The organism is Faecalicatena contorta (assembly GCF_022835095.1).
Taxonomy (GTDB): Bacteria; Bacillota; Clostridia; order Lachnospirales; family Lachnospiraceae; genus Faecalicatena; species Faecalicatena contorta.
Map to the genome: position 1 here is coordinate 2,310,416 of NZ_BQNQ01000001.1, position 27,000 is coordinate 2,337,415.

Genomic DNA, 27,000 nt, shown 5'->3' on the forward strand with positions numbered 1-27,000 from the left:
CCGCGGCATGGTCCGAACAGCAGCAAAAACCTCACATAAATTTCACAGAACACGGCGGATTATTTAAGGTTCAGCTAAAGTAACAACTTTATACTACGAAAGAAGTCAACTATTAAACAGTAATTGAAAGGACAGATTGTTGTATGAAAAAAAGATATGCAGGTGTTTTACTTGGGATAACAATAACTTTGGGATCGACTTTGCTGAGCGGATGTGCAGATAAAGAAAATACATCAGATACAGCACAGACAATATACGGACAGGTGAGTGAGATAAGCGGAGGAACTATAACCATAGAAGTCGGTACACAAAAAGAAATGGAAATTCCGGATGATATCGAAAAGTCAGATGATACGGAAAAGCCGGATGATATGGAGGCGGGAGAGATGCCACGGGACAGCGGGCAGCCTTCTATGCTGGATTTTACCGGCGAGGAGCAGGATATTAAAGTGGAGGCTGACACAGTGATAAAGCGTCAGAGTATGGGCGGCGGAAAACCGGGGGAATTGGGGGAAGCGCCGGAGGGCGGTACACCTGAAACACAGGAATCCGGTGGGGAACAATCTGCCGACAGAACCAATGGGGCTGTACAGCCGGCAGAGGAAGAAGGCAGTGAGAGGCCATCGGAAGAAAAACCAGATGGAGCCCCGGATGGAGAAGCGCCGGAAGAATCCCAGGAGGAGATAACGCTGGATGACATTGAGGAAGGGGATACCATTGCAGTGACTTTAGATGAGGATGGAAGTGTCTCTGAGATTCTTGTGATGTCCTCGGGCGGTATGGGTCAGCTGGACGGTGTAGAGAGCTATAGTGCGGCAGAAGAATTTACGGAAGATATCGAGAAAGATGGGGAGAGCATTACATCCACAGGGACGGATGAGAATGCAGCTCATATTTTTGAAGGAGCCTCCGTTGTCATGAAAAACATGACCATAACAAGGTCGTCAACTGACAGCACAGGCGGTGACAATTCCAGTTTTTATGGTGTGGGCGCGGCAGTGCTGAATACGGACGGGGTGACTTACATCAGTGGAAGCACGATTGAGACAGACGCGGCAGGAGGCGCAGGTATTTTTGCCTATGGAAATGGGACAATATACGCCTCGGACACGAAAATTACTGCAAAACAGGATACCTCAGGTGGAATCCATGCGGCAGGAGGCGGTACCCTGTATGCCTGGGATATGGAAGTTGATACATCAGGGGAGTCTTCGGCAGCGATACGAAGTGACCGGGGCGGTGGGAAAATGGTCATAGACGGAGGAAACTATACCTCAAATGGCGTGGGATCTCCAGCAGTATATAGTACGGCCGATATTGCAGCCAGTAATGCGAACCTTACGGCTAACGGATCGGAAGCTGTCTGCATTGAAGGACTGAATTCACTCCATCTGTATGACTGTAGCCTGACAGGAAATATGAGTGATGATGAACAAAATGACTGCTCCTGGAATGTGATTCTGTACCAGAGTATGTCCGGTGACTCAGAGGCAGGAAACAGTACTTACGAGATGAAGAACGGAACACTTACAGCCCAAAATGGTGGAATGTTCTATACAACAAATACGGAATCTACGATCACTCTGTCCGGGGTAGATATACAATATGCGGATGACAGTGAATTTTTCCTTCGCTGTACAGGAAACAACAACCAGAGAGGCTGGGGGACTGAAGGGGAAAATGGCGCTGACTGTCTATTTACGGCGGTCAGCCAGGCCATGGAAGGCGATATTATTTGGGACAGCATCAGTAAACTGGACTTCTATATAACGGAGGGCAGTACACTAACTGGTGCAATTCTGGATGATGAGACCTATGCCAAAGACGGCGGGGATGGTTATTGCAATCTATACATTGACGAAGAAAGTACCTGGACGGTAACGAAGGACAGCGTGATGAGCGCCCTTTCCTGTGCCGGTACTGTTCAGGACTCAGACGGAAAAACCGTGACCATAAAGGACAGTGACGGAACCGTGTATGTGAAGGGCGACAGCAGTCTGCAGGTAACAGTGGACACATATGACGGAAACGGGGATGTCTCCGGCGCATCTGCTGTGACAGCATGGTCCGATTATGAGACCGAAAAGCCATCACAGATATAATTGGAAAATATGAGGAGCGGACTGACAGGAGGAAAAGATGGAGAATCAAAATAAAGAGATAAAGCTGCCGTCCTGTATTGGTGGCATTCAAAAATCAGGCAGATTCAAAAAGTTAAGAAAGAAAAAAATATTTTGGGCAGGAGTATTGACTGTTGGATTAGTGACAGTTATTGTAGCGGGGGTTTTGTTCCGCAATCAGGCATCAGAAAACAAGGCTGCCGGGATGACTGTGCAGTCGGCCACAGCATCCACAGGGAGCATTAGTACTACGGTGGTGGGTACGGGAACACTGGCAGAGGGATCAGCCACTGATGTAGTAGTACCGGTAGGCATTAAAGTAAAAGAAGTGCTGGTAGAGAGCGGCGATACAGTGAAAGAGGGGCAAGAGCTGGCTACTCTGGATGAGGCATCCATCGCCAGCCAGCTTCTGGAGGTGAAGGAAAGTATTGAAAGTGTAGAAGAAGAAATCAATGATCTGTCTGAAGAGGCACAGACAGCAGGAACAACAGAATATCTGGAATCAAAAGTACTGAACGGTCAGCTGGAGGAACTAAAAGAAGCGCAGGCCACGTTGAATACGCTTCTGGAATCAAAAGTCATTACCGCATCCTGCGCAGGTACAATCAGCAGTATCAATGCCGCTGCGGATACGGTAATCACACAGGCATCGGGGAGTACTGCCGGTTCGGCATCAGGAGCCAGCAGCACATCGGTCTCGGTAGCGGGGAGTAGCTCCTCAGCCGGGACATCGTCGGAAAGTAAAACTATGAGTATGCCAGGGACGGCATCTGCCAGTCAGGCAAGTATGATGTATCTTACCGCGGATATTACACAAACCGAATCAAGTACTACTGACCAGGCTGACACAGACGGTTCTGCGGTAGTCAGCACAGCCGAGGAAAGCGAAAGCTCCGCCGCGGAGAAAAGCGGAGGGGACGAGATCCGTATTGAGTCCTGCGATGTGAAGGTATCAGCTCCTGTGACCGGAGAAAAACCGCAGGCAGAAATACAAGCAACGGATGAGTATACAGGAACTATTACATGGAATTGTTCGACGGAAGCCTTCCTGGAAAAAACGGTGTATACTGCAACCATAAAGCTGACAGCGAAAGAGGGATATGTTTTCTCAGGTAATATTCTGCCGGAAATTCAAGGTGCGGATGTGTCCTTCGAGGTGCTTACAGATGATGATGGAAATAGTATATTAAGAATTAAGGCAAAATTTGCAAAGACCGCAGCGGATAAAGACGCGGAACAATCGGGTGCAGACCAGCCGTCAGAAAACAACGGGATTGCCCAGAACGGAGGCAGTACCTCGGACGCAGCATCCGGTACAGACAGCAGCCAGGTATCCGGACTGGACAAAGGCAGTTCAGGCGGCACGGAAAATAACGGGAACAGCACTGCAGACGGAGCAAACACGCAAAGTGGAGGAACTACTACTACCGGAACCGGCCAGAGTACGGCGGCAGCTTCTAATGATTCAGGAAGCTCCGGCGGCAGTTCTTCAGACGGAACTTCATCGTCCGATTACAGTGCCTATGAGGCGGCAGCATTTTCCATAGCAAGTCCTGACGAGACGGTCGTATCAATTAATGTAGACGAACTGGATATTCTCTCTGTTGAAAAGGGACAGACGGCTGTCATCACATTAGATGCGCTGGAAAACCAGGAATTCGAGGGAACGATAACGAAAGTCTCTGCCACGTCCTCCAGCGGGAGCAGCAGCGCCAAATATCCGGTAGAAATCACGATGAAAAAGACGGATGACATGAAGCTTGGCATGAGTGTTTCTGCAATAATTCAGATTGATGAATCTAAGGATGCGGTACTCATTCCCGTAAACGCTCTTCAGGAGAAGGGGAATAGTACTTTTGTCTATACAGGCACGGATGAAGACGGAAATCCGACCGGTGAGACAGAGGTTGAGACAGGTCTTTCCGACGGAAGCCAGGTGGAAATTATCAGCGGCCTCAAAAGCGGTGATACCGTGTATTACCTGAAAGCAGAGAGTTCAGACAGCGGTTTTGATATGTCCCAGGATATGATGGGCGGCTTCGGGCAGGATAGGTCCGGTGGAGAAATGCCGTCAGGCGGCATGCCTGAGGGCGGTCCCGACGGTTTCGATTTTTCAAAATAGCGGAGGGACTAAAATATGATTGTGTTAAATGATGTTTCGAAAATATACCAAATCGGTGAGTCTGAGGTTTATGCGCTGGACCATGCCAGTATGCGGGTCGGGGAAGGGGAATTTGTCAGTATCATAGGCCCTTCCGGGAGCGGGAAATCGACCATGATGAATATTATCGGCTGTCTCGATATGGCAGACAGCGGACAGTATCTGCTGGATGGACAGCCGATCGAGGAGTATACGGAGACAGAGCTGGCAAAAATCAGAAGCCGAAAGATCGGATTCATTTTCCAGAGCTTTAACCTGATAGGAAATATGACGGCGGCAGAAAATATAGAACTGCCGCTGATCTATCAGAAGATTCCCAGAGAAGAGCGGAAAGAGCGGGTGGCACAGGCTCTTGAAAAGGTTCGTCTGGCGGGCCGCGGCAGACATAAACCTAATGAACTGTCCGGAGGACAGCAGCAGAGAGTTGCCATTGCCAGGGCAATTGCATCCAGGCTGTCTCTTTTCCTGGCCGATGAGCCGACCGGCAATCTGGATTCTGCAACCGGAAAAGAGATTATGGAACTGTTCCATGGCCTGCACAGGCAGGGCAGTACCATTGTCCTGATCACGCATGACGATTCCATAGCAAGACAGGCAGACCGGAGCGTCCATATCCTGGACGGGAAGATCAGGGAGGTGGCACGATGATAGCGCAATCAATGAAAATGGCATGGAAATCTATTTCCTCTAATAAAATGCGCTCCTTTCTGACTATGCTGGGGATTATCATAGGAGTGATTTCCCTGGTCGTACTGGTATCTCTGGTCAGTGGAACAACGGAATCAGTGAGCAGCCAGATTTCCAGTATGGGCAACAATCTTCTGACAGTATCTGTAAAGGATGACAAAGGCAATCCTATGAAGCTAGCGGATGTTACGGTTCTGGCGGAGGACGAAGAAATCAGGGAAGCGGCGCCGGTGGCACAGAGCAGTGTTACGGCTTCCAGTACTTATTCAGAAGAAACTGCCAGCATATACGGCACAACAGGGGCGTATGCCGATATACAGGACTTAGAGCTGTATGCGGGCAGATTTCTGAAGAATACGGATGTAGAAAACCATACGAACGTGGCAGTTATCAATGCAGGGCTTGCAACGGATGTATTGGGCAGAATGAACGTGGTAGGCGAAACGGTCAGCCTGAACGGCGTGGACTATGAGATTATCGGCGTGCTCGCCGCCAGAGACAGTGATTCGACCACAATTCAAAACTATGAGGCCTACATCCCGTATACGTCTTTGATCCGTTTAACGGAAGACGTATCATCGAATATCACCTCATTTTGTGTATCCGCCTCCAGAGAAGACACGCTGGATCATGCAGAAGCTGTTCTGACAGAGACCATGATGGAACGGTTCAGCCAGGATGAGGATGCATTTACAATCGTGAACCAGTCAACAATCATGGAGGCAATGGAAAGTGTGAATAATACACTGGCACTTTTGCTTGGTGGTATTGCAGCAATATCGCTTGTAGTAGGAGGGATTGGCATTATGAATATTATGCTCGTATCGGTAACAGAAAGAACCCGGGAAATCGGGATTCGCAAGGCGATCGGCGCGGACAGAGGGACGATAATGCTGCAGTTTCTCATAGAAGCGCTGATGCTCAGCCTGCTTGGATGTGTAATAGGAATTCTGCTGTCATGGGGCATATTGCAGATTATTTCTGCGGCAGGAGATAGTGATGCGGTATATAAACTGTCAGTCAGTGTGGTGTGGATTTCCATAGCTTTTTCCATGGGTATCGGGGTGGTATTTGGAATTTATCCGGCAAATAAAGCGGCCAAGAAACGGCCGATTGATGCTTTGAGGTATACAGGATAAACAAATAGAAAAGAACTTCAGGGGTTACTGTGCAGACCGTGCCGTGCACCCCGCTGCACGGCATCGGAGCCGATGAAGTGATGGTCTCGGGGCATCTGCAGCAGAAGAAGGAGCTCTTCTTCCTCTTTGATTATAATATGAGGACGGAGAGCTTCCTTTGATTACTGATGCAGAGCAAATGTTGTCTGAAAAATGCGTCCATCTACCTCTAAACTTGTAGAATCTTACAATTGACGAAAGTTGAAAATTATGCGAAAATATGACATATATGGCGTTAAATAAATATCAAGCGCATATAGGATGAAAATCATACATATTTGAAAGGAGTTTTAACATGATTTATTCACATGAAGTAGAAATGATGTGTCCGGTAGCCCAGGGTACAAATCACGGACCAGCTCCAATTCCGGAAGAAGCAAAATGGGTACAGGCTAAAGAGATTAAAGATATTTCTGGTTTGACACACGGTGTAGGCTGGTGTGCGCCTCAGCAGGGTACATGTAAACTGACTTTAAATGTTAAAGATGGTATCATTCAGGAAGCTTTAGTTGAGACAATCGGATGTTCAGGAATGACACATTCAGCAGCTATGGCATCTGAGATCCTCCCGGGAAAAACTATTTTAGAAGCACTTAACACAGACCTTGTCTGTGATGCTATCAATACAGCAATGAGAGAACTTTTCTTACAGATCGTTTATGGAAGAACACAGAGTGCGTTCTCAGAAGATGGACTTCCGATCGGCGCCGGCCTGGAAGACTTAGGAAAAGGCCTCCGTTCTCAGGTTGGTACAATGTACGGAACACTTGCAAAAGGTCCTCGTTACCTGGAGATGGCTGAAGGTTATGTAACAGGAATCGCGCTGGATGAAAACGATGAGATTATTGGTTATCAGTTTGTGAGCCTTGGTAAGTTAACAGACTTCATCAAAGCAGGCGATACACCGAACGATGCGTGGGAAAAAGCAAAAGGCCAGTATGGACGAGTTGCTGACGCTGTGAAGATCATCGACCCACGTAAAGAATAGCCGGCACAGGCGGAGTGCGCGCCGCATGGATTCTGTCCATGTGCTGTGCTTAGCTAGGTGTCATATAGGTAACGTTAGAATAAATCAGGAGGACAATTAAATGGCTTTATTTGAATCATATGAAAGAAGAATTGATAAAATCAATGAAGTATTAAATAGCTATGGCATTGCTTCTATTGAAGAGGCAGAAAAGATTACAAAGGATGCCGGACTTGATGTTTACAATCAGGTAAAAGGAATCCAGCCAATCTGTTTTGAGAACGCATGCTGGGCATACATCGTAGGTGCAGCAATCGCAATCAAAAAAGGCTGTAAGACAGCAGCTGACGCAGCGGCAGCGATCGGAGAAGGACTTCAGTCTTTCTGTATCCCGGGTTCTGTAGCAGATCAGCGTAAGGTAGGTCTTGGCCACGGTAACTTAGGAAAGATGCTTCTGGAAGAAGACACAGACTGTTTCGCATTCCTGGCAGGACACGAATCTTTTGCAGCAGCGGAAGGTGCAATCGGTATTGCTGAGAAAGCAAACAAAGTTCGCCAGAAACCGTTGCGTGTTATCCTGAACGGTCTTGGAAAAGATGCTGCAAAGGTTATTTCCAGAATCAATGGATTCACATATGTCCAGACAGAATATGATTACTATACAGGAGAACTCAAAGAAGTTCAGAGAACAGCTTATTCAGACGGACTCCGCGCAAAGGTTAACTGCTACGGCGCAAATGATGTGCGTGAGGGTGTTGCAATCATGCACAAAGAAGGCGTAGACGTGTCCATCACAGGAAACTCTACCAACCCGACTCGTTTCCAGCATCCGGTTGCAGGTACATATAAAAAAGAATGTATCGAGCAGGGCAAGAAGTACTTCTCCGTAGCATCAGGCGGCGGTACAGGTCGTACACTTCATCCGGACAACATGGCCGCAGGCCCGGCTTCCTACGGTATGACAGATACTTTGGGACGTATGCACTCTGACGCTCAGTTTGCAGGATCCTCTTCCGTACCGGCACACGTAGAGATGATGGGACTGATCGGGGCAGGTAACAATCCGATGGTCGGAATGACGGTGGCTGTAGCGGTCAGCATCGAGGAGGCTGCTAAAGAAGGCAAGTTCTAAGAAAACAGAGAAAGAAAACTGGATTAAAAATATGATTAGGAGTGGTCAGGGCATGAATATGCAGACCACTCCTATACTTTTTTGGCAGTATTATGATAGCACCATAGAGTCTTCAGAGTTTCAGAGCAGGAAACTTGTCAGAGAGACCGGTTTATTGCAATTTGTCGAAAAACATGATATACTGTTACCGGTATTTTAGCATGATATATACGTTGGATTTGCTTTAAGTAATCATATACTTGGCAGATTAATATGAATGATTAAAGTGAGGTGAGGACGGATGCCGACTGCAGAAGACAGGGAGCGGAACATGGAAAATGCAATCCAGGCCGCAATTAACTGTTTTGAGACAGTAGGAATATCGAATTGTACACGGGAAATGATTGCAGAAAAGTCAGGGTTGAGCACACGTTCACTTCAGCGTTATTTTGGTACATTAAACAATTTAATTAAAGAAGCTACGAAGCGTTATTCCCAGAACTTTAATGAACGTTATGAAGAAATGTTCCATTCCTATTCAGTGGAAGGCAGGGACGGATTGACACAATTAGAATTTGCCCTCCGTATGCACGTTTACCTCTTCCAACCGAATATGCCCTCTGTTATTGTCATGCAGGAAATCGATAATTATTGGACAAGGTTAGATGAAGTTCCCTATGAATTACTTTCCCCATATATCGAAACCAAAAGGCATGGGCGAAAAAGAATGAAATATAGTTTTGTTTATGGTCTCTTGGAAGAGGGAATTGAAGATGGAAGCATTCGTGCCGATCTGGATTTGAATTTGACATATTTGTGGATATCCTCATCTTTTACAGGAATGCTATATCGTATTGGAAGAGAACCTGAGTTATATAATAATGAGGATAATATCTCTGCGAAAGAAATTATTAATGGTTATGTTGCTGCTGTACTGGATGCAATTAGATCTTAGCTAGTTAAAATAGTCGTCTAATGACGACTATTTTCTAAATTTTCTGTGTCCTACAATAAGCCACAAAAAACTTGTTGTATTTTAGTGGTATGTATAAAACGATCTGAAGAGGAGGTAAAAATAAAAGATATTAGAAAAAGGAATAAAATTGAAATAAATGGACAAAGAATTCACCTTCAGTTATTGATAGTTAATCCATTTGGTGTGTCAGATTTAACGGAAGGCAGAGAGGAAAAGAATTATGGAAAATAAACTTATATTGAATCACTATAGTGTGTGTTTTGACGATAGTCCATGTGCGTTCTGCTTGTTAGCTCCGGCCAAAAATGCATTCGGAATAACTATTGATTTTCGTTTTGTCTATGTAAATAAAGCAGTAGCTGAACTAATGGGGATTGCACTGGAGCAGATGCAGGACAACCTTTTTTACACAGTTTTTCCTAATGCAGGTAAAAAATGGCTGATACTTCTTGGAAAAGCAGTAGATGAAAGAACCACTGGAACTTTGTCAGAGTTTAACCCGACGAAAGAGCAATATCTGCAAATCCGATATTACAGTCCGGAGTCCGGGTACTGTGCCTGCTGTATACAGGAAATTACTAATCATCAAAGAAACGCCGATCGGTTGCATGCAGTTATTGATATTTTTGAGGGCGGATTTGGCATCATTGAGCGCAGCCCTGATGGTAAATATTATCTGGATTTTGTCAGTGGCGGATTATGCCGCATGCTTAAAATACCTTTTTCAAAAGTTAAGCAGGATTGCGATCAAGATATCTGCGCACTTATCCGCGATGAAGATAGGTCAAGTTACAAATCAATGTTAGATGAAAACGCAAAAGAAGGTGCTATGTTCTATAAGATATTTCGAATGAATACAGAAGATGGCCGAAATCTTAAGATTGCTGTACGTGGAATTACTAAAAGCTTCGGAAATAAACTTTGTTATTATATCAGCTTTACAGATGTAACAGAAAAAATAGAGGCTAAGCTTCTGGCAAAGAAGACTGGAATTGAAATGCAGAATATTATCAATGCCATTCCGGGCGGCGTAGCTATTTACAGGATTTCAGATGTTGTTGAAATAAGTTATTTTTCAGACGGCGTGCCGGTTCTAACAGGACATACTATAGACGAGTATCAGGAACTGATTGGTCAGGATGCTACTATATTGATCCATCCTGCGGATAAAGAGATGCTGGCTCGTGAGATTCACAAAGTATGTAAATATGACACAGTAATGGATTGTGAATTGCGTAAGCGGCATAGAAATGGTCATGTGGTATGGGTTCATCTTCAGGGGAGAAAAATAGGAGAAGATAAGGGAGCACCATTGATACAATGCATTTATCATAATATTACAAGACAAAAGGAAACAGAAATCGCTCTGCTGGAAAATAAAGTGATATCAGATATTGCTCTTAAAAATGCGGATGTGAATATTTGGACCTATGATATTACGACTCACGCATTGATTCAGACAATTCAATCGGAAAAGCTGTATCCGGGGGCAGGAACAGAAATACCTGATTTTGTAGAAAACACCATTAAAAATGGACATATAAAGTCAGAAAGCATTGAGGATTTTCGGGAATTATATCGTTTGGTAGAAGCAGGAGAGTCAGAGGTCTGCAAAGATATATGGATGACAAGTAAAGAAGGAGAAGGCTGGTTATGCGAGCGGATATATTATACCAATCTTAAAGATCATAAAGGTAATGTACTGAAAACTATTGGAGTAGGAAAAAATATAACCAAAGAAACAAAAGTGCTGATTGAGAAACAACAGATAGATCTGGCAATAGCATCAACAGAGATTTTTTTATGCACCTATGATATACAAAATGATGTTTTTATTAGCTTTAGCCCTGGTGCAAATCGGTTAGGGTTTCATGCTGAACAGAGATGCAGCTATTCAAATAGGATTCAATGTGGGTATATTATGCCGGACAGCACGGCGGAATACACGAATCTTTATGAATCTTTAGCTAAAGGAGTGAATCCAGTTAACGCTGTTATACACTACAATAAAGAAAAATTAGGGGTTGAGTGGGTCCGCATTACATATTCAGTGATTTTTGATGATTATGGAAAGCCGATAATTGGTGTGGCATTAGGGGAAGATATAACCGAGTTTGTTCTTGCTAAAAGGAAATTTGATGAAGAAATGAAAAATTTAGAGGCAATCCAAAGTAATTCTCTTTTAGGAAAATGTCGTGCTAATGTCAGTAAAGATTTAGTAGATAATTATACCTGCGACAGCCGCATGATATATTCTAACGAAAGCAATAGTTATTCAGATGCCATAGAAGTAGTAGCACTTCAGTGTGAAACGGCCGGGATGAAAGACGAATACCTAAGTAAAATGAATGCAGGAAGCCTAATTAAATTTTATGAGTCCGGAAAGCAGAGCTTTACATTTGAGTATAAAAGAAGAATGGCAGACAACCAGTTTTATTGGGTTAGGACTATCATCAATACCTTTGAAAATCCAGAAAATGGCGATATTATGTGTTTCATGTACACCTATGATATCCATGAAGAAAAACAGCTTGCAACTATAGTGGAACGAATTGTAGATCAGGAATATGAATTTTTAGGGCTGCTTAATATTGACACGCAGCAATTAAGCTGCTATCACTATTCTGAATTGGAAGAGGAGATGGAAATCGGCATTAATGTGGATTATAGATATGGTTTGCCAGAGTTTGTACATAAATTTATACCTGATGAATATCAAAATAATGCAATAAATATGCTGGGGAGCAAATATGTTGAACAGCAGCTTCAGATGCAGGATACTTTTATCTGTGTTTTTCCTATTGTGTTCAAGGGAAAAAAACGTATGAAAAAATGGCAGTTTATGTATTTAGATTCAAGCAGAAACGTGGTTATATTTACAAGAACCGATATATCCACTATTACTGAACAGCAGGAACAGCATCAGGAAGTACTTAAGAATGCATTATTGCAGGCAGAACAGGCAAATGTGGCTAAAACAGAGTTTTTATCCAGAATGAGTCATGAAATCAGGACGCCTATGAATGCCATTATCGGAATGTCAAAATTGGCTGCTCAGTATGTAAATGATCCTGAACGGATTTCTGATTGCCTTGCCAAGGTGGAGATTTCGGCCCGCTTTCTTTTGTCACTCATTAATGATATTTTAGATATGAGCCGTATCGAGAGCGGGAAGGTTACTTTAAAAAATGAAGAAATCCCCTTCGAAGAGTTTTTAAACAGCGTTAATACAATGGCTTATGAATTAGCTGCGGATCAAGGAGTAGAGTATGACTGTATTGTGACAAACTTTACAGAAGACTTTTATGCAGGTGACTCCATGAAGATACAGCAGGTACTTATTAATCTAATTTCTAATGCTATAAAGTTTACTCCGGCCGGAGGAAAAGTACAGTTTATGGTTCAACAACTTCACTTAGAATCTGATAAAGCGCTCATGCGCTTTACAGTAAGCGATACGGGGATTGGTATTAGTGATCAATTTAAAGAAAGGATGTTTGAACCATTTGAGCAGGAACGTACAGGAATTACAAACCCATATGGCGGGACAGGGTTAGGCCTGGCAATTTGTAAAAATCTTGTGGATATTATGGGAGGGACAATTTCAGTCAATAGCACAGAAGGAATTGGTTCAGAGTTTCATGTTGAAATTAGCCTTGGGGTTAGAAGTAAAACAATGAAAAGGCCGCAAATCCAATATGAAATGAACGGAAATAATCTGACGGCTACGGGGGTGGATCTGCAAGCAGAGACTCCTAGGGAGTTTGATTTTACTGGCAGGCGGATATTATTGGTGGAGGATCATGTACTGAACATAGAAGTCGCAAAGCAATTGCTTAATGCGAAAGGATGGGAAGTGGAGGTTGCTGAAAACGGATTAAAGGCGGTTGAAGCTTTTACGCTTTCAACGCAGGGGTATTTTGATGCAATACTGATGGATATTCGTATGCCAATTATGGATGGACTAACAGCTGCCAGAGCAATTCGAAAGTTAAAGAAAAAATCCGCACAGAGCATACCGATTATCGCTATGAGTGCGAATGCTTTTGATGAAGATATCGAAAAATCAAAAGCAGCAGGAATGAATGCCCATTTAGCAAAACCCATAGAACCAGAATTACTGTATGCAACTTTGGAGGAATATTTAAATTGATAGTCAAAAGCAGAAAATGTTTTTTGTTTGGTATTCTGCTGCAAGTGTTATTTGTACGAAAGCAATAGTGAATTATAATGAGAATAAATATAGAAATTGTTCTGAGCTATTAGGAAACAAACATAGGCTGAAAAAAATGTAAGATAAATGTAAGGTTATAATAATGTTAGTGTCAGGTACCCTTGATACCATAGAGACATCGAAAGGAGATGTATTTATGGATTATATTATTTCAACGGATCAGCTGACGAAAAGTTATAAAAGGTTTACCGCCGTCAATCATGTCTCGCTTCACATTCAAAAGGGTACAATTTACGGATTCCTCGGCCCGAACGGTGCAGGCAAGTCTACGACTATGAAAATGCTGCTGGGGCTGACCGCGCCTACAGGGGGAAGCTTCAGCATCGCCGGAAAACATTTTCCGGAGAACCGTCTAGAGATTCTGAAACAAACAGGTTCCTTCATCGAGTCGCCTTCTTTCTATGCCAATCTGACGGGCCGTGAAAATTTGGATATTGTCAGGCGGATTTTGGAACTGCCGGAAAATGCGGTAGAGGACGCACTGGAATTGGTAGGCCTGACGGAATTCGGTGACCGTCTGGCCAAAAAATATTCGCTTGGGATGAAACAGCGGCTTGGGCTTGCAGGTGCACTTCTTGGCAGGCCGCCGATTCTCATCTTAGATGAGCCGACCAATGGCCTTGATCCATCCGGCATACATGAAATCCGCAATCTGGTCAGATCACTTCCCGAGCTCTACGACTGTACAATTCTGATTTCATCCCATATGCTGTCTGAAATCGAATTAATAGCGGATGACATAGGGATTCTTAATCATGGGTGCCTTTTATTTGAAGGAAGTCTGGTTGATTTGAAACAGAGCGCGCTGCAGGCCGGATATGCCGCAGAAAATCTTGAAGAGATGTTTCTTGCAATGATCGATAAAGACAATGCGTCCAGAAAGAAGAGGGCAAAGTTATGAGAATGCTGGCAATTGAACTCCGGAAAGAAAAACGAACCGGTGTGATTCCCGTGCTGCTGGCGGTGGGCGCCCTGGGTGCGCTATATGCTCTTGCTAACTTTTTAGTGAGAAAAGATACGCTGCTGAACCTGCCCCTGGAGCCAATGGATGTTTTGCTGACCCAGCTTTACGGTATGCTCATGGTCCTCAATATGTTTGGTATCGTTGTGGCGGCCTGTATGATCTATAACATGGAGTTTAAAGGCAGTGCCGTCAAAAAGATGTATATGCTGCCAGTGAACGTCCCAGGTATGTATCTGTGTAAATTTTTTATGATAACAATCCTGTTTTTAGCAGCAATTGTGTTGCAGAATCTGGCGCTCCTGCAAATCGGGAGGACAGAGCTGCCGCCGGGGACTTTTGAATTGTTTACACTGATACGATTTGCTGCATATTCATTTATCACATCTATGCCGGTACTGGCATTTATGGTATTAATATCTTCCCGCTTTGAAAATATGTGGATTCCGCTGGGCATAGGAGTAGCCGGTTTTTTGAGCGGGATGGCTCTGGCAAATGGGAAGTCGGAGCTGCTGATGATTCATCCATTTGTGGTAATGCTCAAGCCTGCAGTTGCTATGAGTGCCAGACCGGATATAATGGTGATGCTAGTCTCAATGGCTGAGACACTGCTTTTTCTTGGTGCCGGAATGTGGATGGCAAAAATACTGCGCTATGAGTAAGGAGGAATGTGCAAATGACTTTTTGGGAATTGATCAAAATCGAGTTTATGAAAGTAAAACGTTCAAAAATGATTCCCCTGATTTTTACCGCCCCTCTGCTGGTGGTGGCTACAGGGATCGCTAATATAAGCAGCTATTTCACACCGGAGTACACGAATGCATGGTCAGCGATGTTCATGCAGAGTGCGCTTGTCTATGCCTACTATTTGCTGCCATTTTCCATGATGGTTGTCTGTGTCATGATTGGGGGTCGGGAAATGCAGAACAATGGAATTTTAAAAATGCTGGCACTGCCAGTCGGACGGCATGCACTGTCTTTAGCGAAATTTTTTGTACTGGTGTTTTATCTCTTTATGGAAATGGTGGTTTTCCTTGTGGTTTTTGCAGCAGCCGGCCAGATTGCTGTGCGGACATCGGGAATTACAGAAACGATGCCGATACTCTATCTGCTGAAATGGTGTGCGGGCCTGTTTCTCACTATGCTCCCATCAATTGCGGCTATGTGGGCCGTTACAGTACTATTTGAGAAACCGATTCTCTGCGTTGGCCTGAATCTGCTTCTTGTAATTCCAGGGGTTTTGGCCGCCAATACGCCGCTTTGGATTGTCTATCCTTACTGCTACAGCGGATATCTGGTATCCTGCTCGCTTCATGCTTTTACAACGCAGGCATCAGATACTGTGTTTTCCATATTTCCGTTCCTGCCGTGGGCGGTTCTGATTTTCCTGCTGGCTCTTGCACTGGCCGTCACTGGGTTTGGGAAGAAAGAAATGAAATAAGTACAGAGAATAATAGAAGTGCGTCAGATTTAGGAATCGGAGACAAACGGATAAACGAAAAATCTGCATTGCAGCAGACAGCGTAAGGTGTTAAAATGATGCTGTCAGGAAGAGGCATTAACAGGATGAAGGAGGCATTTATTATGAAGACGGAAAGAGTAGAGAATATGTGCGGAGGAGAAGGACATGTCATAATCAAACACATTCTCGGAGAAACAGAATTAAACGGAAAATGCGGACTATATGCAGAAGTAACACTGGAGCCTGGGTGTACTCTCGGATACCACGAACATCTGGGGGAAAGTGAGACTTATTATATTCTCTCGGGTGAAGGGATGTACGATGATAATGGGAGCAGCCGTGCGGTAAAGGCCGGGGATGTTACCTTTACACCGGATCACTGCGGACATGCGCTGGCGAATACGGGGCTTGAAGATCTTGTATTTATGGCTTTGATTATTAAAGGATAGGGGCGGAGCAAAACGCAGGAAACGGGCGGATGCTGTCAGGAAGAGAGCATAGGAATGTCTGGAGGTGGGGACCGGCTGTCCTGCTGGTTTACTTTGACGGTATTTTAACCATAGGCAACGTTCAAATGTCCATTATATCACCAGGGGGCAGAAAAACGGCAGGTAATAGTAATGGACATTTTGCGTTCGTATATAAAACTACAGGAATACTGGATTGAGATTATATTTATAATCTTGTTAATTCATATGTCTGCGTACGAGACAGGAGATTACACCTGCGAGACACAGGCCGAGCAGTATATTATGAAGGGAGCCGAATACGTCCAGGGCTCCTTTTATTCCGTTAAGAATTGCCAGGGAACCTAAGGTGTCTGGCAGAAATGAGCACAACAGGAACGAAAGATAGGATGCAATATAAATGAAGATAAAGGAGAACAGGCCTCTGCCCGTATCCTCTTTGTAAACTTTCCGTCCTTCACGGATCCGCATCTTTGTCATCGACCAGAACAGGGCAATCAGTTCAAACAGAAGAAAAACAGCGGCAACAGCCGCGTAGGCGGCCAGGGCGTAGTTTTTTTCTGTCAGGATGGTTTGAGGATCGCCGTAAGGTGCAGCGCCGCGCCAGAAATTATAGGCGAGTACGCCAAAAGTCCCGGCAGTTATAAGCAGGGATACAATTCTGACTACGGAACGGGCAACACGATAGATCCCTTTTGTTCCGTATTTCGCCGTTTTTTTGACAGGAGAGAGCAGGCAGGATACGTTCGGGCCTGCATTTTTTCTGCGCCGCCGGGGGGCATCCCTGTAGCCTCCGCTGGAGCGGCTGTCATAATCATCGTCTATATAATCACTGCGTGAACACCTGCCATAATCATTATCCCTGTAATCGCTGCGTGAACGGCGGCCATAGCGGTTATCGATGTCATATTCCTCATCCTCGTAATCATCGCTGTCATAGTATTCCACGTCGAAGTCATCTGAATCGTAATCATCAGTATATCCGTCGTCCATACCGTCATAGCTGTCTACATAACGGTTTTGATACACGCCTTCCGTATTCATGGAAGGCGGTTCCGGACGCCTGCCGGGCATGCTTCGGTAATCCGGGGCATCCAGTACTACCGTCGCATCGGATAATTGTTTCGTTGTCTGTTTGGTATCAAAGCTATATGTGAAAGGGACATCTTCTTCATATGTCACTTCAAAATCGTCATCAAAGAATGTGCTATTCTTCTTTGCAGTGCTCATGCAGATCCTCCTCAAATGTCAATATTACTGGTGGTCATTGTATAACTTTTTTCATGTATACTCAAGTGATAACATCAAAAATTCATAAAGTTCTAAGAAATCTTTCATATTTTTTCCAAAAGTGGTAGAATGGAAAATGTTGTGGCGCCAACTAGTACATCGTAAAATAAGGTTAGCTTATGAGGCAGTTAATTATTATACGATGTACTAATACATGATACGAAAGACGGGAGTGATACTTTATGATAACAGATATGACAGTAGGAAAACCATCAGGGGTTCTCTGGAAATTTACGATTCCGATGCTGGTAAGCGTCATGTTCCAGCAGCTGTATAATATAGTAGACAGTATTGTTGCAGGCAAGTTCGTAGGCGTGAATGCACTGGCTGCGGTCGGGGCATCTTATCCGATTACCATGATATTTATGGCAGTTGCGACCGGGCTTAATATCGGGTGCTCCGTCGTCATTTCCTTGTATTTTGGAGCAAAGGAATATAGACAGATGAAAAGCGCTGTCAGCACTTCTCTGCTGACGGTCCTGGGAATCGGCGCTCTGCTGACCGCATTGGGGCTTATATTCAGTAGGCCGTTGATGGTTCTCTTAAAGACTCCGGGAGACATTTTCGGCGATTCGGCGCTTTATCTTAACATATACATAGGCGGGCTGATCTTCCTGTTTCTGTATAATATCTGCACGGGAGTATTTACCGCCCTGGGCGATTCCAGGACGCCGCTGTACTTTCTTATCGCTTCTTCGCTGGGGAATATCGTTCTGGACTTGGTGTTTGTGATCAACTTTCATATGGGCGTAAGCGGAGTGGCGTGGGCTACATTTCTGGCACAGGGGCTGTCCTCATTCCTGGCATTTATTACATTAAGGAAGCGCCTGAAGGCAGTGGAAAGCCTAAAATACAAGCTGTTTTCTGGTTCTATGTTGAAAAAGATCATGGAGATTTCTGTTCCAAGCATTCTGCAGCAGAGCTTTATCTCCGTCGGAAATTTGTTTGTGCAAGGTCTGATCAACAGTTATGGTTCTGCGGTGGTAGCCGGGTATTCTGCGGGAATGAAGATCAATACCTTTGCAATCACGTCTTTTACGACGCTGGGAAATGGTTTGTCCAGTTTTACAGCACAGAATACTGGGGCACAGAAGACGGAACGTGTTGCGAAGGGATTCCGCTCCGGTGTGTTTATGGTTCTGAGTGTGGCCGTTCCTGTGTTTCTGCTTTTCTTTTTCTGTGGAAGGCCCATTGTACAGCTGTTTATGAGTGAAGGTGGAGAACAGGCTGCGGATGTAGGCGTGGAATTTTTAAAGATTGTCTCGCCGTTCTACATGATCATATCCTTAAAATTAATCTCGGACGGTATTCTGAGAGGTGCGGGAGCAATGAAGGCATTCATGGCGGCCACTTTTTCAGATCTTATCCTGCGTGTCGTGCTCGCCTATTTATTCTCTGGAATTTGGGGGGCCACAGGAATTTGGCTGTCCTGGCCCGTGGGCTGGCTGATTGGAACCGCATTGTCCCTGGGATTTTATTTCTCGGGAGTGTGGAAGAAGAGCAGGCTGATATAAAATGGAGGAGGCCGGCGGTGCATGGGGGTGCATCGCCGGCCTCCTCTTTATCAATCAAAGGGTTCGAAAAAGGCTTAATAAAACTCCTGTCAGCTGCCTGTGCGCCGATCCTGCAGCCAGTCCATGCCAAGCAGCGCCAGGATTATGAGAAATCCAAGGATAAAACAGAGCAGTATCCAGGGGATCGGTTCCAGCCACAGGGCATTTGATAAATAGTTCGATAAGATAATTTCATAATAAATAATCAAGAAAGCGATCAGATAAATAGCATAAGCTTTCAGCATAACTTTTGCTTTTGCTATATAGAGATCACGTCTGGAAACCGGAAGCGTGTCATACTTTCTGAGAAGAAATGTTAAGCGCCCCCTCTCGCGGATCCAGAATAAACGGCGGTTCAGATAAAACATCTCCAGCACGATTCCGATCCAGAATGCGGAGTGGCCAAACGATACCGGTGAATCCGGCGCCAGTATCACACTATCCCCAACACCCATTCCGGCATTCATGGCGCTGATCTGCATCGATGTTTCGCTCTGGACCTGCATGAAAAAGAAGTACATGCAGGCTGCCATGATAAAATAGTGATAACCGATGCGGATGCGAGCTTTTTCTTTTTGATAAAGGTTCATACCATCGTCCTCCTTCTTTATATCAGGATAATAAATCACGGATGCGAAATCGCTCAAACGAGGCATCCGGCGCTTTCCTTTTTGGGTCAGTGTTCCTGTGCTGATCCTCCAGGACTTCACGGGTGTTATTTTGTACCAGCTTTCCATCCTTAAGTACAAGGACATAATCAGCCAATTTGTCCAGATCTTCTGTAATATGCGTAGAGAGCAGGATTCCGATATTTTTGTTTAAAATATCCTGCATCATAGCAAGAAAATCCCTTCGGAATACCGGATCAAAACCGGCCATAGGCTCATCCAGGAGCAAAAAGCGCGGGCGGTGGGCCAGGGCGAAACAGAATTGCATCTTCATCATTTCCCCCTTGGACAGCTGATAAAGCGGCTTTGAAGGGGGGAGTTCCATTTTATCCAGATAGGTATAGAAATCTTCCATGGACCAGTCAGAGAAAAATGTGCCCAGCAGATGTCCGTTTTCCAATATAGAGCTTTCCAGATAAAAAGATAGTGTCTCGGATACAAAGCCGATCTTCTCCTTATACTTTTCCGGTTCGCTGCGCAGCGAAATCCCGTCAATAGAAGCGTCTCCCGTGAAATTGCGGGCGGCCCCGGAAATACAATGGAATAACGTTGTCTTACCTGAGCCGTTCGGGCCGATCAGTGCCGTAAGATACCCGCTCTCCAGCCGGAAAGAGATGTCTTCCAAGGTGAAATTCTTATATTTTTTATTGATGCCTGCACACTCAAATACGGTCATCTGAATCCTCACTTCCTTCCCAAAGTATCTGTATCATATCCTGAAACTGGGCACAGGTCAAATCAAGACGCCGCCCTTCTTTGACGCATTCTGTCACAGCGTCCTCAAGGCGTTTCAGCTGTTCTTCCCGAAGCGCTTCTCTGTCAGGTTCTTTTACAAAGAATCCTTTTCCCTGCTGGGAGTAAATCAGGCCCCCGGCCTCCAGGTCTTCATAGGCGCGTTTTGTGGTAATGACACTGATCCCTAGATCTCTGGCAAGAGAACGGATGGAGGGAAGCATGCTGCCAGGGAGCAGTTCTCCGTTTAATATGGAATTTTTTACGGCCTGTACGATCTGTTCATATATAGGCAGGCTGGAATCTTCTTTTATAAATATATTCAAAGGGCTCACTCCTTTTTATCCGGAAGAGGATAGTACATTTTCTCATAAGAGAGCATATAGGAAAGGATAGGGGAACTGCACCGCACGGCAATCAGGGCATTGACTGCAAAGAGCAGCATCCATACAAGGAATATCCAGTGGTTCCATGTTATGTGTGTAACGGCGAGCGTATAGAATACAATGTTTTCTACGATCAGCAGTGCAAACCAGTATACTCCTGCAATGACTTCCTCGCTTTTTTCAGTGACCATATCAGGCGCTGCCTCCAGCGCCTCTTTCCGGTTTCCCGGGTCTGTGCGCAGGTTCAGCGCCAGAATCAGGAAAAACCATAATCCAAGCTGGACAACCATCTCCATCCAGCCTCCCAAGAGGAAGAAACGTCCGGACATAAACAGCTGTACCAGGATGGTGAGCAGCAGGCTTAAGATGACTTTTACGACAAGGTGAAAGCGGAGATAATGCATTTTTTCTTTTTCGCCCACGGCACAGACGTAAAGCGGCATGGCAAGCCGGATTGGCATTTTTCTCAAAACCAGCCATAAAAACAGGATTGTCGCAACGGCTGTGATCGATACGGCAGCGGCTTGGAGCGTTGGGGAGGACTCCATGGCGGCAAGTATCTCAGCGCTGTAATCCTTGCCGGATATCTGAAGATCCCTCAAGAACTGAACCAGTGCGATCTGTACACCCAGAATTACAATCACAGCGTATACGATAAAGTACAGAATAAAGGTTAAAAAGTTTCTCTTAACATCCAGCCATAAATCATTTAAGATAATCCGGATCATTTGATAAAACCCCCTTTGCTAAGATAATACATCAGATCATCCAGTGTCGGCCTTGCTGTTTCCAGTTCCAGCAGCTGTCCTTCCCGCGGATATTCAATAAGCAGGGAGCTACGGTATGCTTCGTGGAGACGACAGATCACATTGGCGCCGAAAAGGTGTTCAATCTGTTCCCGGGTACCATATGCGATATAGAATCTTTCATTTAATTCCTCTTTATCCAGCTGGAGGCAGAGGCTGCCGTTATCCATAAGGGCGATATAATCTCCAATCTGATCTAAATCGGAAGTAAGGTGGGTGGAAAACAGGATGCTGCGTGTGCCGTTCTCTACGATATCCTGCATATAACCAAGCAGTTCTCTGCGAAATAGAGGATCCAGGCCAGCAGAGGGTTCATCCATCAGGAAAAGCTTTGCATCATGGGAGAGTGCAAAGGCCAGCTGAAACCGGGTCTTCTGTCCTTTGGAAAGTTTCCCGGCCTTCTGCCTGGGGGATATTTCAAATCTGCTGCAGAACTTCAGAAACAGTGCATGGTCATACCGGGAATACAGGGAACCGAAAGATTTCCCGTTTGTTTCAACGGTAAGATTGTCTTCAAAGGGTGATTCATCCAGTACGAAGCCAATGTCATCCTTTGCCCGGCGCTCCTGGGTGTCCATGGAATGCCCGTTGATGAAGACCTCCCCGCTGTCTTTCTGATAGAGGCGCAGGATTGTCTTGATCAGGGAGGTTTTTCCTGCGCCGTTCCTGCCGATCAGTCCCATGATATATCCAGGTTCCAGTGTAAGATTAATATCTGTGAGTTTTAAACTTCCAATTGTTTTGTTCAGATTTTTGATTTCAAGCAGATTGTCCATAGCGATCCTCCTGACTGTGAATCTTACTGTATATATACTGTGTATGTTTATATATACAGTATACCCTAAATATATATTTGTCAATAGGGGAATACAAAATATAAGTGATGGGAAATAATAACAGAAAACAGAAAGGAAATGAAGAAGAATGAATGTTCAAAAATGTGGAATTATCGGATGCGGCGGCGTAGGCGCCACAACCGCATATACACTGGTGGAAAGCGGATTGTTCAATGAAATGGTCCTGATTGATATTGACAGGCGCAAGGCGGAAGGAGAGGCCCTGGACATCGGGCACGGTATTCCGTTTACCGTCCCCTCTGATATCTATGCCGGAGATTACGAGGATCTTAAAGATGCATATCTGGTTGTGGTGACGGCAGGTGCTAATCAGATGCCGGGTGAGACAAGGCTGGATATCTCCGCTAAGAATGCAAAGGTTTTCCGACAGATCATCCCGGAAATTGTAAAATACAATTCCGAGTGTATTCTGCTGATTGTGACAAATCCGGTAGATATCCTAACCAGTCTGGCGCTGAAGCTGTCTGGTTTTCCGGCCAGCCGGGTAATCGGAAGCGGAACCGTGCTGGATACCGCAAGACTCAAATATCTTTTGGGCAAGAAGTTCAATTTGGATTACCGAAATATCCATGCATGGATGATCGGAGAACACGGTGACAGCGAGCTTGCAGTCTGGAGCAGCGCAACGGTGGCAGGCCTTCCTGTAGACGAATACTGCCGCCAGCACGGGCGAACCCGCGACAGCCTTCAGCTCAATGAAATATACGAAGAAGTCCGCGACAGCGCTTATGAGATTATAGACAGAAAAGGCTCTACTTTCTATGCTGTCGCGATGGCAGTAAAAAGAATCGCCCAGGCGCTGGTGCGTGATGAGCATTCGATTATGACAGTCTCCAGCCTGGCTCAGGGTCATTACGGGCTCAATCACGTCTGTATTGGCCTGCCTACTGTGGTAGGAAGAAATGGGGCGGAGGATATTATAGAGATCCCTCTGAATGCACAGGAAAAAGATGCTTTGAGTGAGTCGGCACAGGGGCTTCAGAAAATTATGGAATCTTTGTAGAGAGGGGACGCTTTGAAACCGGGAAGCCTTGCACCTGGCGGGAGCATATATGCCATTTTAAAAATCGGCTCCGTTTACGTAAGAATCCCTAAAGGAAAAAACATAGAAAATGGCGGTCCAGCGGCATGCAACCCGAAATTTGGTAATTTCGGGTCTTAGGCCGCTTCAGAATTTGCCGTGAGACGGCAAATTCTGCCCACCGTTTTCTATGTTCTTTCCTTAAGGGATTCTAACGTAAACTCTAGGACTTTTAAAATGGCATATATGCTCCCGCCAGGTGCAAGGCTTCCCGGTTTTAAAGCTGGTGCATCCGGGCGGTAGGGATGGGACGTTCACCGGGTGGGGGCTAAGCGGTGGAGGCTTATTGAATCGTTTGGTGGAACGTGATGGTTTAGGTAGGATGGCGGGGCTGTTTGCGCCGGGAGCTTTGCCAGGAAGATTCTTGTTTATGGGCTGGGATGCTGGTATAATTATGGTAAAATGTTGGTAGGAGGGCAGATTTATGAAAGTTTTGATGCTGAATGGAAGCTGTAACTTGAAGGGATGTACATACACGGCTTTGGAGGAGATCGGAAGGGTGCTTTTGGATGAGGGCGTGGATTATGAGATTTTTCAGATTGGGGCGAAACCGGTCAGGGACTGTCTTGGGTGCGGCAGGTGCAGGGATGGAAAATGTGTTTTTACGGACGATGGAGTAAATGAGTTTGTGGAAAAGGCCTATGAGGCGGACGGGTTTGTATTCGGGTCTCCGGTTTATTATGCGCATCCAAGCGGACGGATCCTTTCGTTTCTGGACAGGGCATTTTATGGGAATAGCAGTGATGAACGCTGCAGGGCATTTAAGTATAAGCCGGGGGCGGCTATCGTATCCGCACGGCGGGGCGGAACAACGGCCTCACTGGATGCAATCCAGAAGTATTTCGGGATTGCGCAGATGCCCACGGTTGGGTCTACTTACTGGAATATGGTGCACGGGCAGAAACCGGAGGATGTCATGAAAGACGAAGAGGGACTGCAGACAATGCGTAATATAGGAAGGAATATGGCCTGGATGGTGAAGTGTTTTGCGGCTGGAAAGCAGGAGGGGATTGCGCTTCCAAAGACGGAACTAGCGTATTCTACGAATTTTATAAGGGAAGTATAGGTAAATAGCACAGTGAAGGCCGTGTTTTTTAGCAGAAATGAAAACTATTTGTAATGATTTAATGTGTTGGCGCAGCATCCCAAAAAGTTTATTGACGTATTTTGGAAAATCCCTTATGATTATTAGGTCGAAAGGGGATGCTGAGTCTAATGAATGTTTTGAATATAGAGCATATAAGTAAGATATTTGGAGATAAGGTCATATTTGATGACGTATCGTATGGGATACATGATGGTGATAAAATTGGGATTATAGGGATTAATGGGACAGGAAAGACAACACTGCTTAAAATTATTGCTGGCCTCGAAGAGCCGGATGAGGGGCAGGTTGTTAAGCAGAATGGCTTAAAAATGAATTATCTGCGGCAGGATCAGGAATTTCCGGAAGGTGCAACCGTGCTGTCCTATGTAAGTTCAGGGAAGAAGCAGGAGGAATGGGATGCGGATAATGAGGCTAAAAGTATTTTGAACAGCCTTGGCATTACAGATCATGATGCTGTCATAGAGCCTCTTTCCGGTGGTCAGAAAAAGCGGGTGGCTCTTGCGCGCGCGCTTGTTTCTGAAGCGGATATCCTTCTTCTTGACGAGCCGACCAACCACTTGGATGAGGAGACCGTGAACTGGCTGGAAGATTATCTTAAACGCTACCGGGGGGTTGTGATTATGGTAACCCATGACAGATATTTTCTGGATAAGGTAACGAACAAAATTTTGGAGATCAGCCGTGGAAGTCTGTACGGATATGACGCGAATTATACCGGTTTTCTGGAGCTGAAAGCCCAGCGTGAGGAGATGGATCTGGCGAGCGAAAGAAAACGCCAGAGTGTGCTGCGTGTGGAACTGGAATGGGCCAGACGTGGCTGCCGGGCGAGGAGCACGAAACAAAGAGCACGTCTGGAGCGTCTGGAGGCGCTGAAAAGAGGGACGGCTCCGGTTCAGGATCAGACGGTGGAATTGGAATCCATGGAAACCAGGATGGGGAAGAAAACGATTGAACTTCATCATATCAGTAAAGGTTTTGGGGACAGGAAACTCATCGAGGATTTTGACTATATTTTCCTGAAGAATCAGAGGATCGGAATTATTGGTGAAAACGGCTGCGGAAAATCAACCTTAATTAAGATGATTGCGGGTCTGATTGAGCCCGATACAGGGAGCATTGAAATCGGAGAAACCGTTAAGATCGGTTACTTTGCCCAGGAAGAGCAGGACATGGATGATGGCCTGAGGGTGATTGATTTTGTGAAAGAGATCGCAGAATATATTCCGACTAGGGAAGGGCGGATTAGTGCGTCTCAAATGCTGGAGCGTTTTTTGTTTACTCCTGATATGCAGTATGCACCCATTGGTAAATTGTCCGGCGGGGAGAAGCGGAGGCTGTATCTGCTGAAAATTCTGTGTTCCGGCATTAATACCCTCTGTCTGGATGAACCGGGAAATTCCCTGGATATCCCAACACTGACGATTCTGGAAGATTATCTGAATTCATTTCCCGGGATTGTGATCACAGTATCCCATGACCGGTATTTCCTGGACAATGTGGCTGACCGTATCTTTGCCTTTGAAAACGGACATTTAGTACAATATGAGGGAGGCTACACAGATTACCTGGAGGCGAAAAAGAATAAGGGGGCGGCGGAAACAGACCATAATACATCTGGGAAAGAGCAGGAAGATAAGAACCAGGCATACAAAGAGTGGAAGCAGAACCGCCCATCAAAATTAAAGTTTTCCTATAAGGAACAGAAAGAATACGAATCCATTGATGAGGATATCGCGGCGCTGGAAGAGAAGATAGAGTCGCTGAATGCCAACATTATGGCAAATGCTACTAATTCCGGGAAATTAAATGAGCTGATGGCTCAGAAAAGCCAGGCGGAAACAGAACTGGAAGAAAAGATGGAGCGGTGGGTATACTTAAATGATCTGGCAGAGAGAATAGAAGAGCAAAAAAACACATAATCATGAATAGCCCCCGTCTGTTTTCCCCTAAAGTGGAGCCGTCCTACCGCATTGAAGAACCGGCTGCAGAGGAAACGGATATGTGGTGTGGCAGGGCATAGAATAAGTATTACTGCCCCTTAAGGAAATACAGCCTGATTTTATGGAACCAGAGAGATTCACTTAGCTGTCTTGATGACAGCTAAGCTCAGCTCTCTTTGAAATTTTTTTCGGTGAAAAAATTTCATCCATAAAATCAGGCTGTATTTCCTTAAGGGGCAGTAATACTTATTCTAT

The 27,000-nt window shown here is 45.2% G+C and carries 22 protein-coding genes; 16 read left to right on the forward strand and 6 right to left on the reverse strand.

The features are described 5' to 3' along the window. Positions 1–143 precede the first annotated feature (143 nt). From MWG26_RS10340 to MWG26_RS10395, 12 genes are all read left to right on the forward strand, one after another. Positions 144–2,102 carry an ICP22 family protein gene (locus MWG26_RS10340; protein ID WP_117440649.1) on the forward strand — a complete coding sequence of 653 codons (1,959 nt, stop codon included), beginning with the start codon at positions 144–146 and terminating at the stop codon, positions 2,100–2,102. Positions 2,103–2,139: 37 nt separating this feature from the next. Further along, entirely contained in the window at positions 2,140–4,242 is a 2,103-nt protein-coding gene (locus MWG26_RS10345; RefSeq protein WP_025657632.1) for a permuted SH3 domain-containing protein, read from the forward strand. Between the two features lie 15 nt (positions 4,243–4,257). Beyond that, positions 4,258–4,929: an ABC transporter ATP-binding protein gene (locus tag MWG26_RS10350; RefSeq protein ID WP_117440648.1), complete on the forward strand. Its 672-nt coding sequence runs from the start codon at positions 4,258–4,260 to the stop codon at positions 4,927–4,929. Then, entirely contained in the window at positions 4,926–6,107 is a 1,182-nt protein-coding gene (locus tag MWG26_RS10355) for an ABC transporter permease (RefSeq protein WP_025657630.1), read from the forward strand. The genes MWG26_RS10350 and MWG26_RS10355 overlap by 4 nt, the downstream gene beginning before the upstream one ends. A gap of 334 nt (positions 6,108–6,441) precedes the next feature. After that, on the forward strand, positions 6,442–7,134 hold the full coding sequence (locus MWG26_RS10360) for an iron-sulfur cluster assembly scaffold protein (RefSeq protein WP_025657629.1): 693 nt from the start codon (positions 6,442–6,444) through the stop codon (positions 7,132–7,134). Positions 7,135–7,234: 100 nt separating this feature from the next. Next, positions 7,235–8,245, forward strand: coding sequence for a GGGtGRT protein (locus tag MWG26_RS10365; protein ID WP_117440647.1), 1,011 nt, complete (start codon positions 7,235–7,237; stop codon positions 8,243–8,245). A gap of 310 nt (positions 8,246–8,555) precedes the next feature. Beyond that, positions 8,556–9,179 (forward strand): TetR/AcrR family transcriptional regulator, encoded by a 624-nt coding sequence (locus MWG26_RS10370; RefSeq protein ID WP_162149289.1) that lies wholly within the window; start codon positions 8,556–8,558, stop codon positions 9,177–9,179. A gap of 241 nt (positions 9,180–9,420) precedes the next feature. Next, a complete protein-coding gene (locus MWG26_RS10375) occupies positions 9,421–13,353 on the forward strand; it encodes a hybrid sensor histidine kinase/response regulator (RefSeq protein WP_025657627.1) in 3,933 nt (1,310 codons plus the stop codon). A gap of 217 nt (positions 13,354–13,570) precedes the next feature. Next, on the forward strand, positions 13,571–14,335 hold the full coding sequence (locus tag MWG26_RS10380; protein WP_117440646.1) for an ABC transporter ATP-binding protein: 765 nt from the start codon (positions 13,571–13,573) through the stop codon (positions 14,333–14,335). Beyond that, positions 14,332–15,057: an ABC transporter permease gene (locus MWG26_RS10385; protein ID WP_025657626.1), complete on the forward strand. Its 726-nt coding sequence runs from the start codon at positions 14,332–14,334 to the stop codon at positions 15,055–15,057. The genes MWG26_RS10380 and MWG26_RS10385 overlap by 4 nt, the downstream gene beginning before the upstream one ends. A 14-nt stretch (positions 15,058–15,071) precedes the next feature. Further along, positions 15,072–15,836, forward strand: a complete 765-nt coding sequence (locus MWG26_RS10390; RefSeq protein ID WP_025657625.1) for an ABC transporter permease — start codon at positions 15,072–15,074, stop codon at positions 15,834–15,836. A 143-nt stretch (positions 15,837–15,979) separates the two neighbouring features. Beyond that, a complete protein-coding gene (locus MWG26_RS10395) occupies positions 15,980–16,306 on the forward strand; it encodes a cupin domain-containing protein (protein ID WP_025657624.1) in 327 nt (108 codons plus the stop codon). Positions 16,307–16,543: 237 nt separating this feature from the next. On the opposite strand, the gene MWG26_RS10400 is transcribed toward MWG26_RS10395, so the two are convergent. Further along, entirely contained in the window at positions 16,544–17,554 is a 1,011-nt protein-coding gene (locus MWG26_RS10400; RefSeq protein WP_240285754.1) for an ATP-dependent RNA helicase, read from the reverse strand. 242 nt (positions 17,555–17,796) lie between these two features. Between MWG26_RS10400 and MWG26_RS10405 the strand changes: the two genes are divergently transcribed. Further along, complete coding sequence (locus MWG26_RS10405; RefSeq protein WP_025657620.1) at positions 17,797–19,128, forward strand: MATE family efflux transporter; 1,332 nt, start codon at positions 17,797–17,799, stop codon at positions 19,126–19,128. An 89-nt stretch (positions 19,129–19,217) separates the two neighbouring features. On the opposite strand, the gene MWG26_RS10410 is transcribed toward MWG26_RS10405, so the two are convergent. The 5 genes from MWG26_RS10410 to MWG26_RS10430 are packed head-to-tail and all read right to left on the reverse strand — an operon-like array spanning position 19,218 to position 22,535. Next, positions 19,218–19,757, reverse strand: a complete 540-nt coding sequence (locus tag MWG26_RS10410; RefSeq protein ID WP_025657619.1) for a hypothetical protein — start codon at positions 19,755–19,757, stop codon at positions 19,218–19,220. Between the two features lie 22 nt (positions 19,758–19,779). Continuing rightward, positions 19,780–20,511, reverse strand: a complete 732-nt coding sequence (locus MWG26_RS10415) for an ABC transporter ATP-binding protein (protein WP_025657618.1) — start codon at positions 20,509–20,511, stop codon at positions 19,780–19,782. Next, on the reverse strand, positions 20,498–20,893 hold the full coding sequence (locus tag MWG26_RS10420) for a GntR family transcriptional regulator (protein WP_025657617.1): 396 nt from the start codon (positions 20,891–20,893) through the stop codon (positions 20,498–20,500). Before MWG26_RS10420 ends, MWG26_RS10415 begins: the two co-directional genes overlap by 14 nt. A 5-nt stretch (positions 20,894–20,898) precedes the next feature. Next, on the reverse strand, positions 20,899–21,681 hold the full coding sequence (locus MWG26_RS10425) for a hypothetical protein (RefSeq protein ID WP_025657616.1): 783 nt from the start codon (positions 21,679–21,681) through the stop codon (positions 20,899–20,901). Then, a complete protein-coding gene (locus MWG26_RS10430; RefSeq protein WP_117440645.1) occupies positions 21,678–22,535 on the reverse strand; it encodes an ABC transporter ATP-binding protein in 858 nt (285 codons plus the stop codon). Before MWG26_RS10430 ends, MWG26_RS10425 begins: the two co-directional genes overlap by 4 nt. Before the next feature lie 148 nt (positions 22,536–22,683). On the opposite strand from MWG26_RS10430, the gene MWG26_RS10435 reads away from it, so the two are divergent. The 3 genes from MWG26_RS10435 to MWG26_RS10445 all read left to right on the forward strand — a co-directional run bounded on the left by MWG26_RS10435 (position 22,684) and on the right by MWG26_RS10445 (position 26,724). Then, complete coding sequence (locus MWG26_RS10435; protein ID WP_025657615.1) at positions 22,684–23,619, forward strand: L-lactate dehydrogenase; 936 nt, start codon at positions 22,684–22,686, stop codon at positions 23,617–23,619. A 502-nt stretch (positions 23,620–24,121) separates the two neighbouring features. Continuing rightward, complete coding sequence (locus MWG26_RS10440) at positions 24,122–24,763, forward strand: flavodoxin family protein (protein WP_025657614.1); 642 nt, start codon at positions 24,122–24,124, stop codon at positions 24,761–24,763. Positions 24,764–24,912: 149 nt separating this feature from the next. Beyond that, positions 24,913–26,724, forward strand: coding sequence for an ABC-F family ATP-binding cassette domain-containing protein (locus tag MWG26_RS10445; RefSeq protein ID WP_025657613.1), 1,812 nt, complete (start codon positions 24,913–24,915; stop codon positions 26,722–26,724). Positions 26,725–27,000 lie beyond the last annotated feature (276 nt).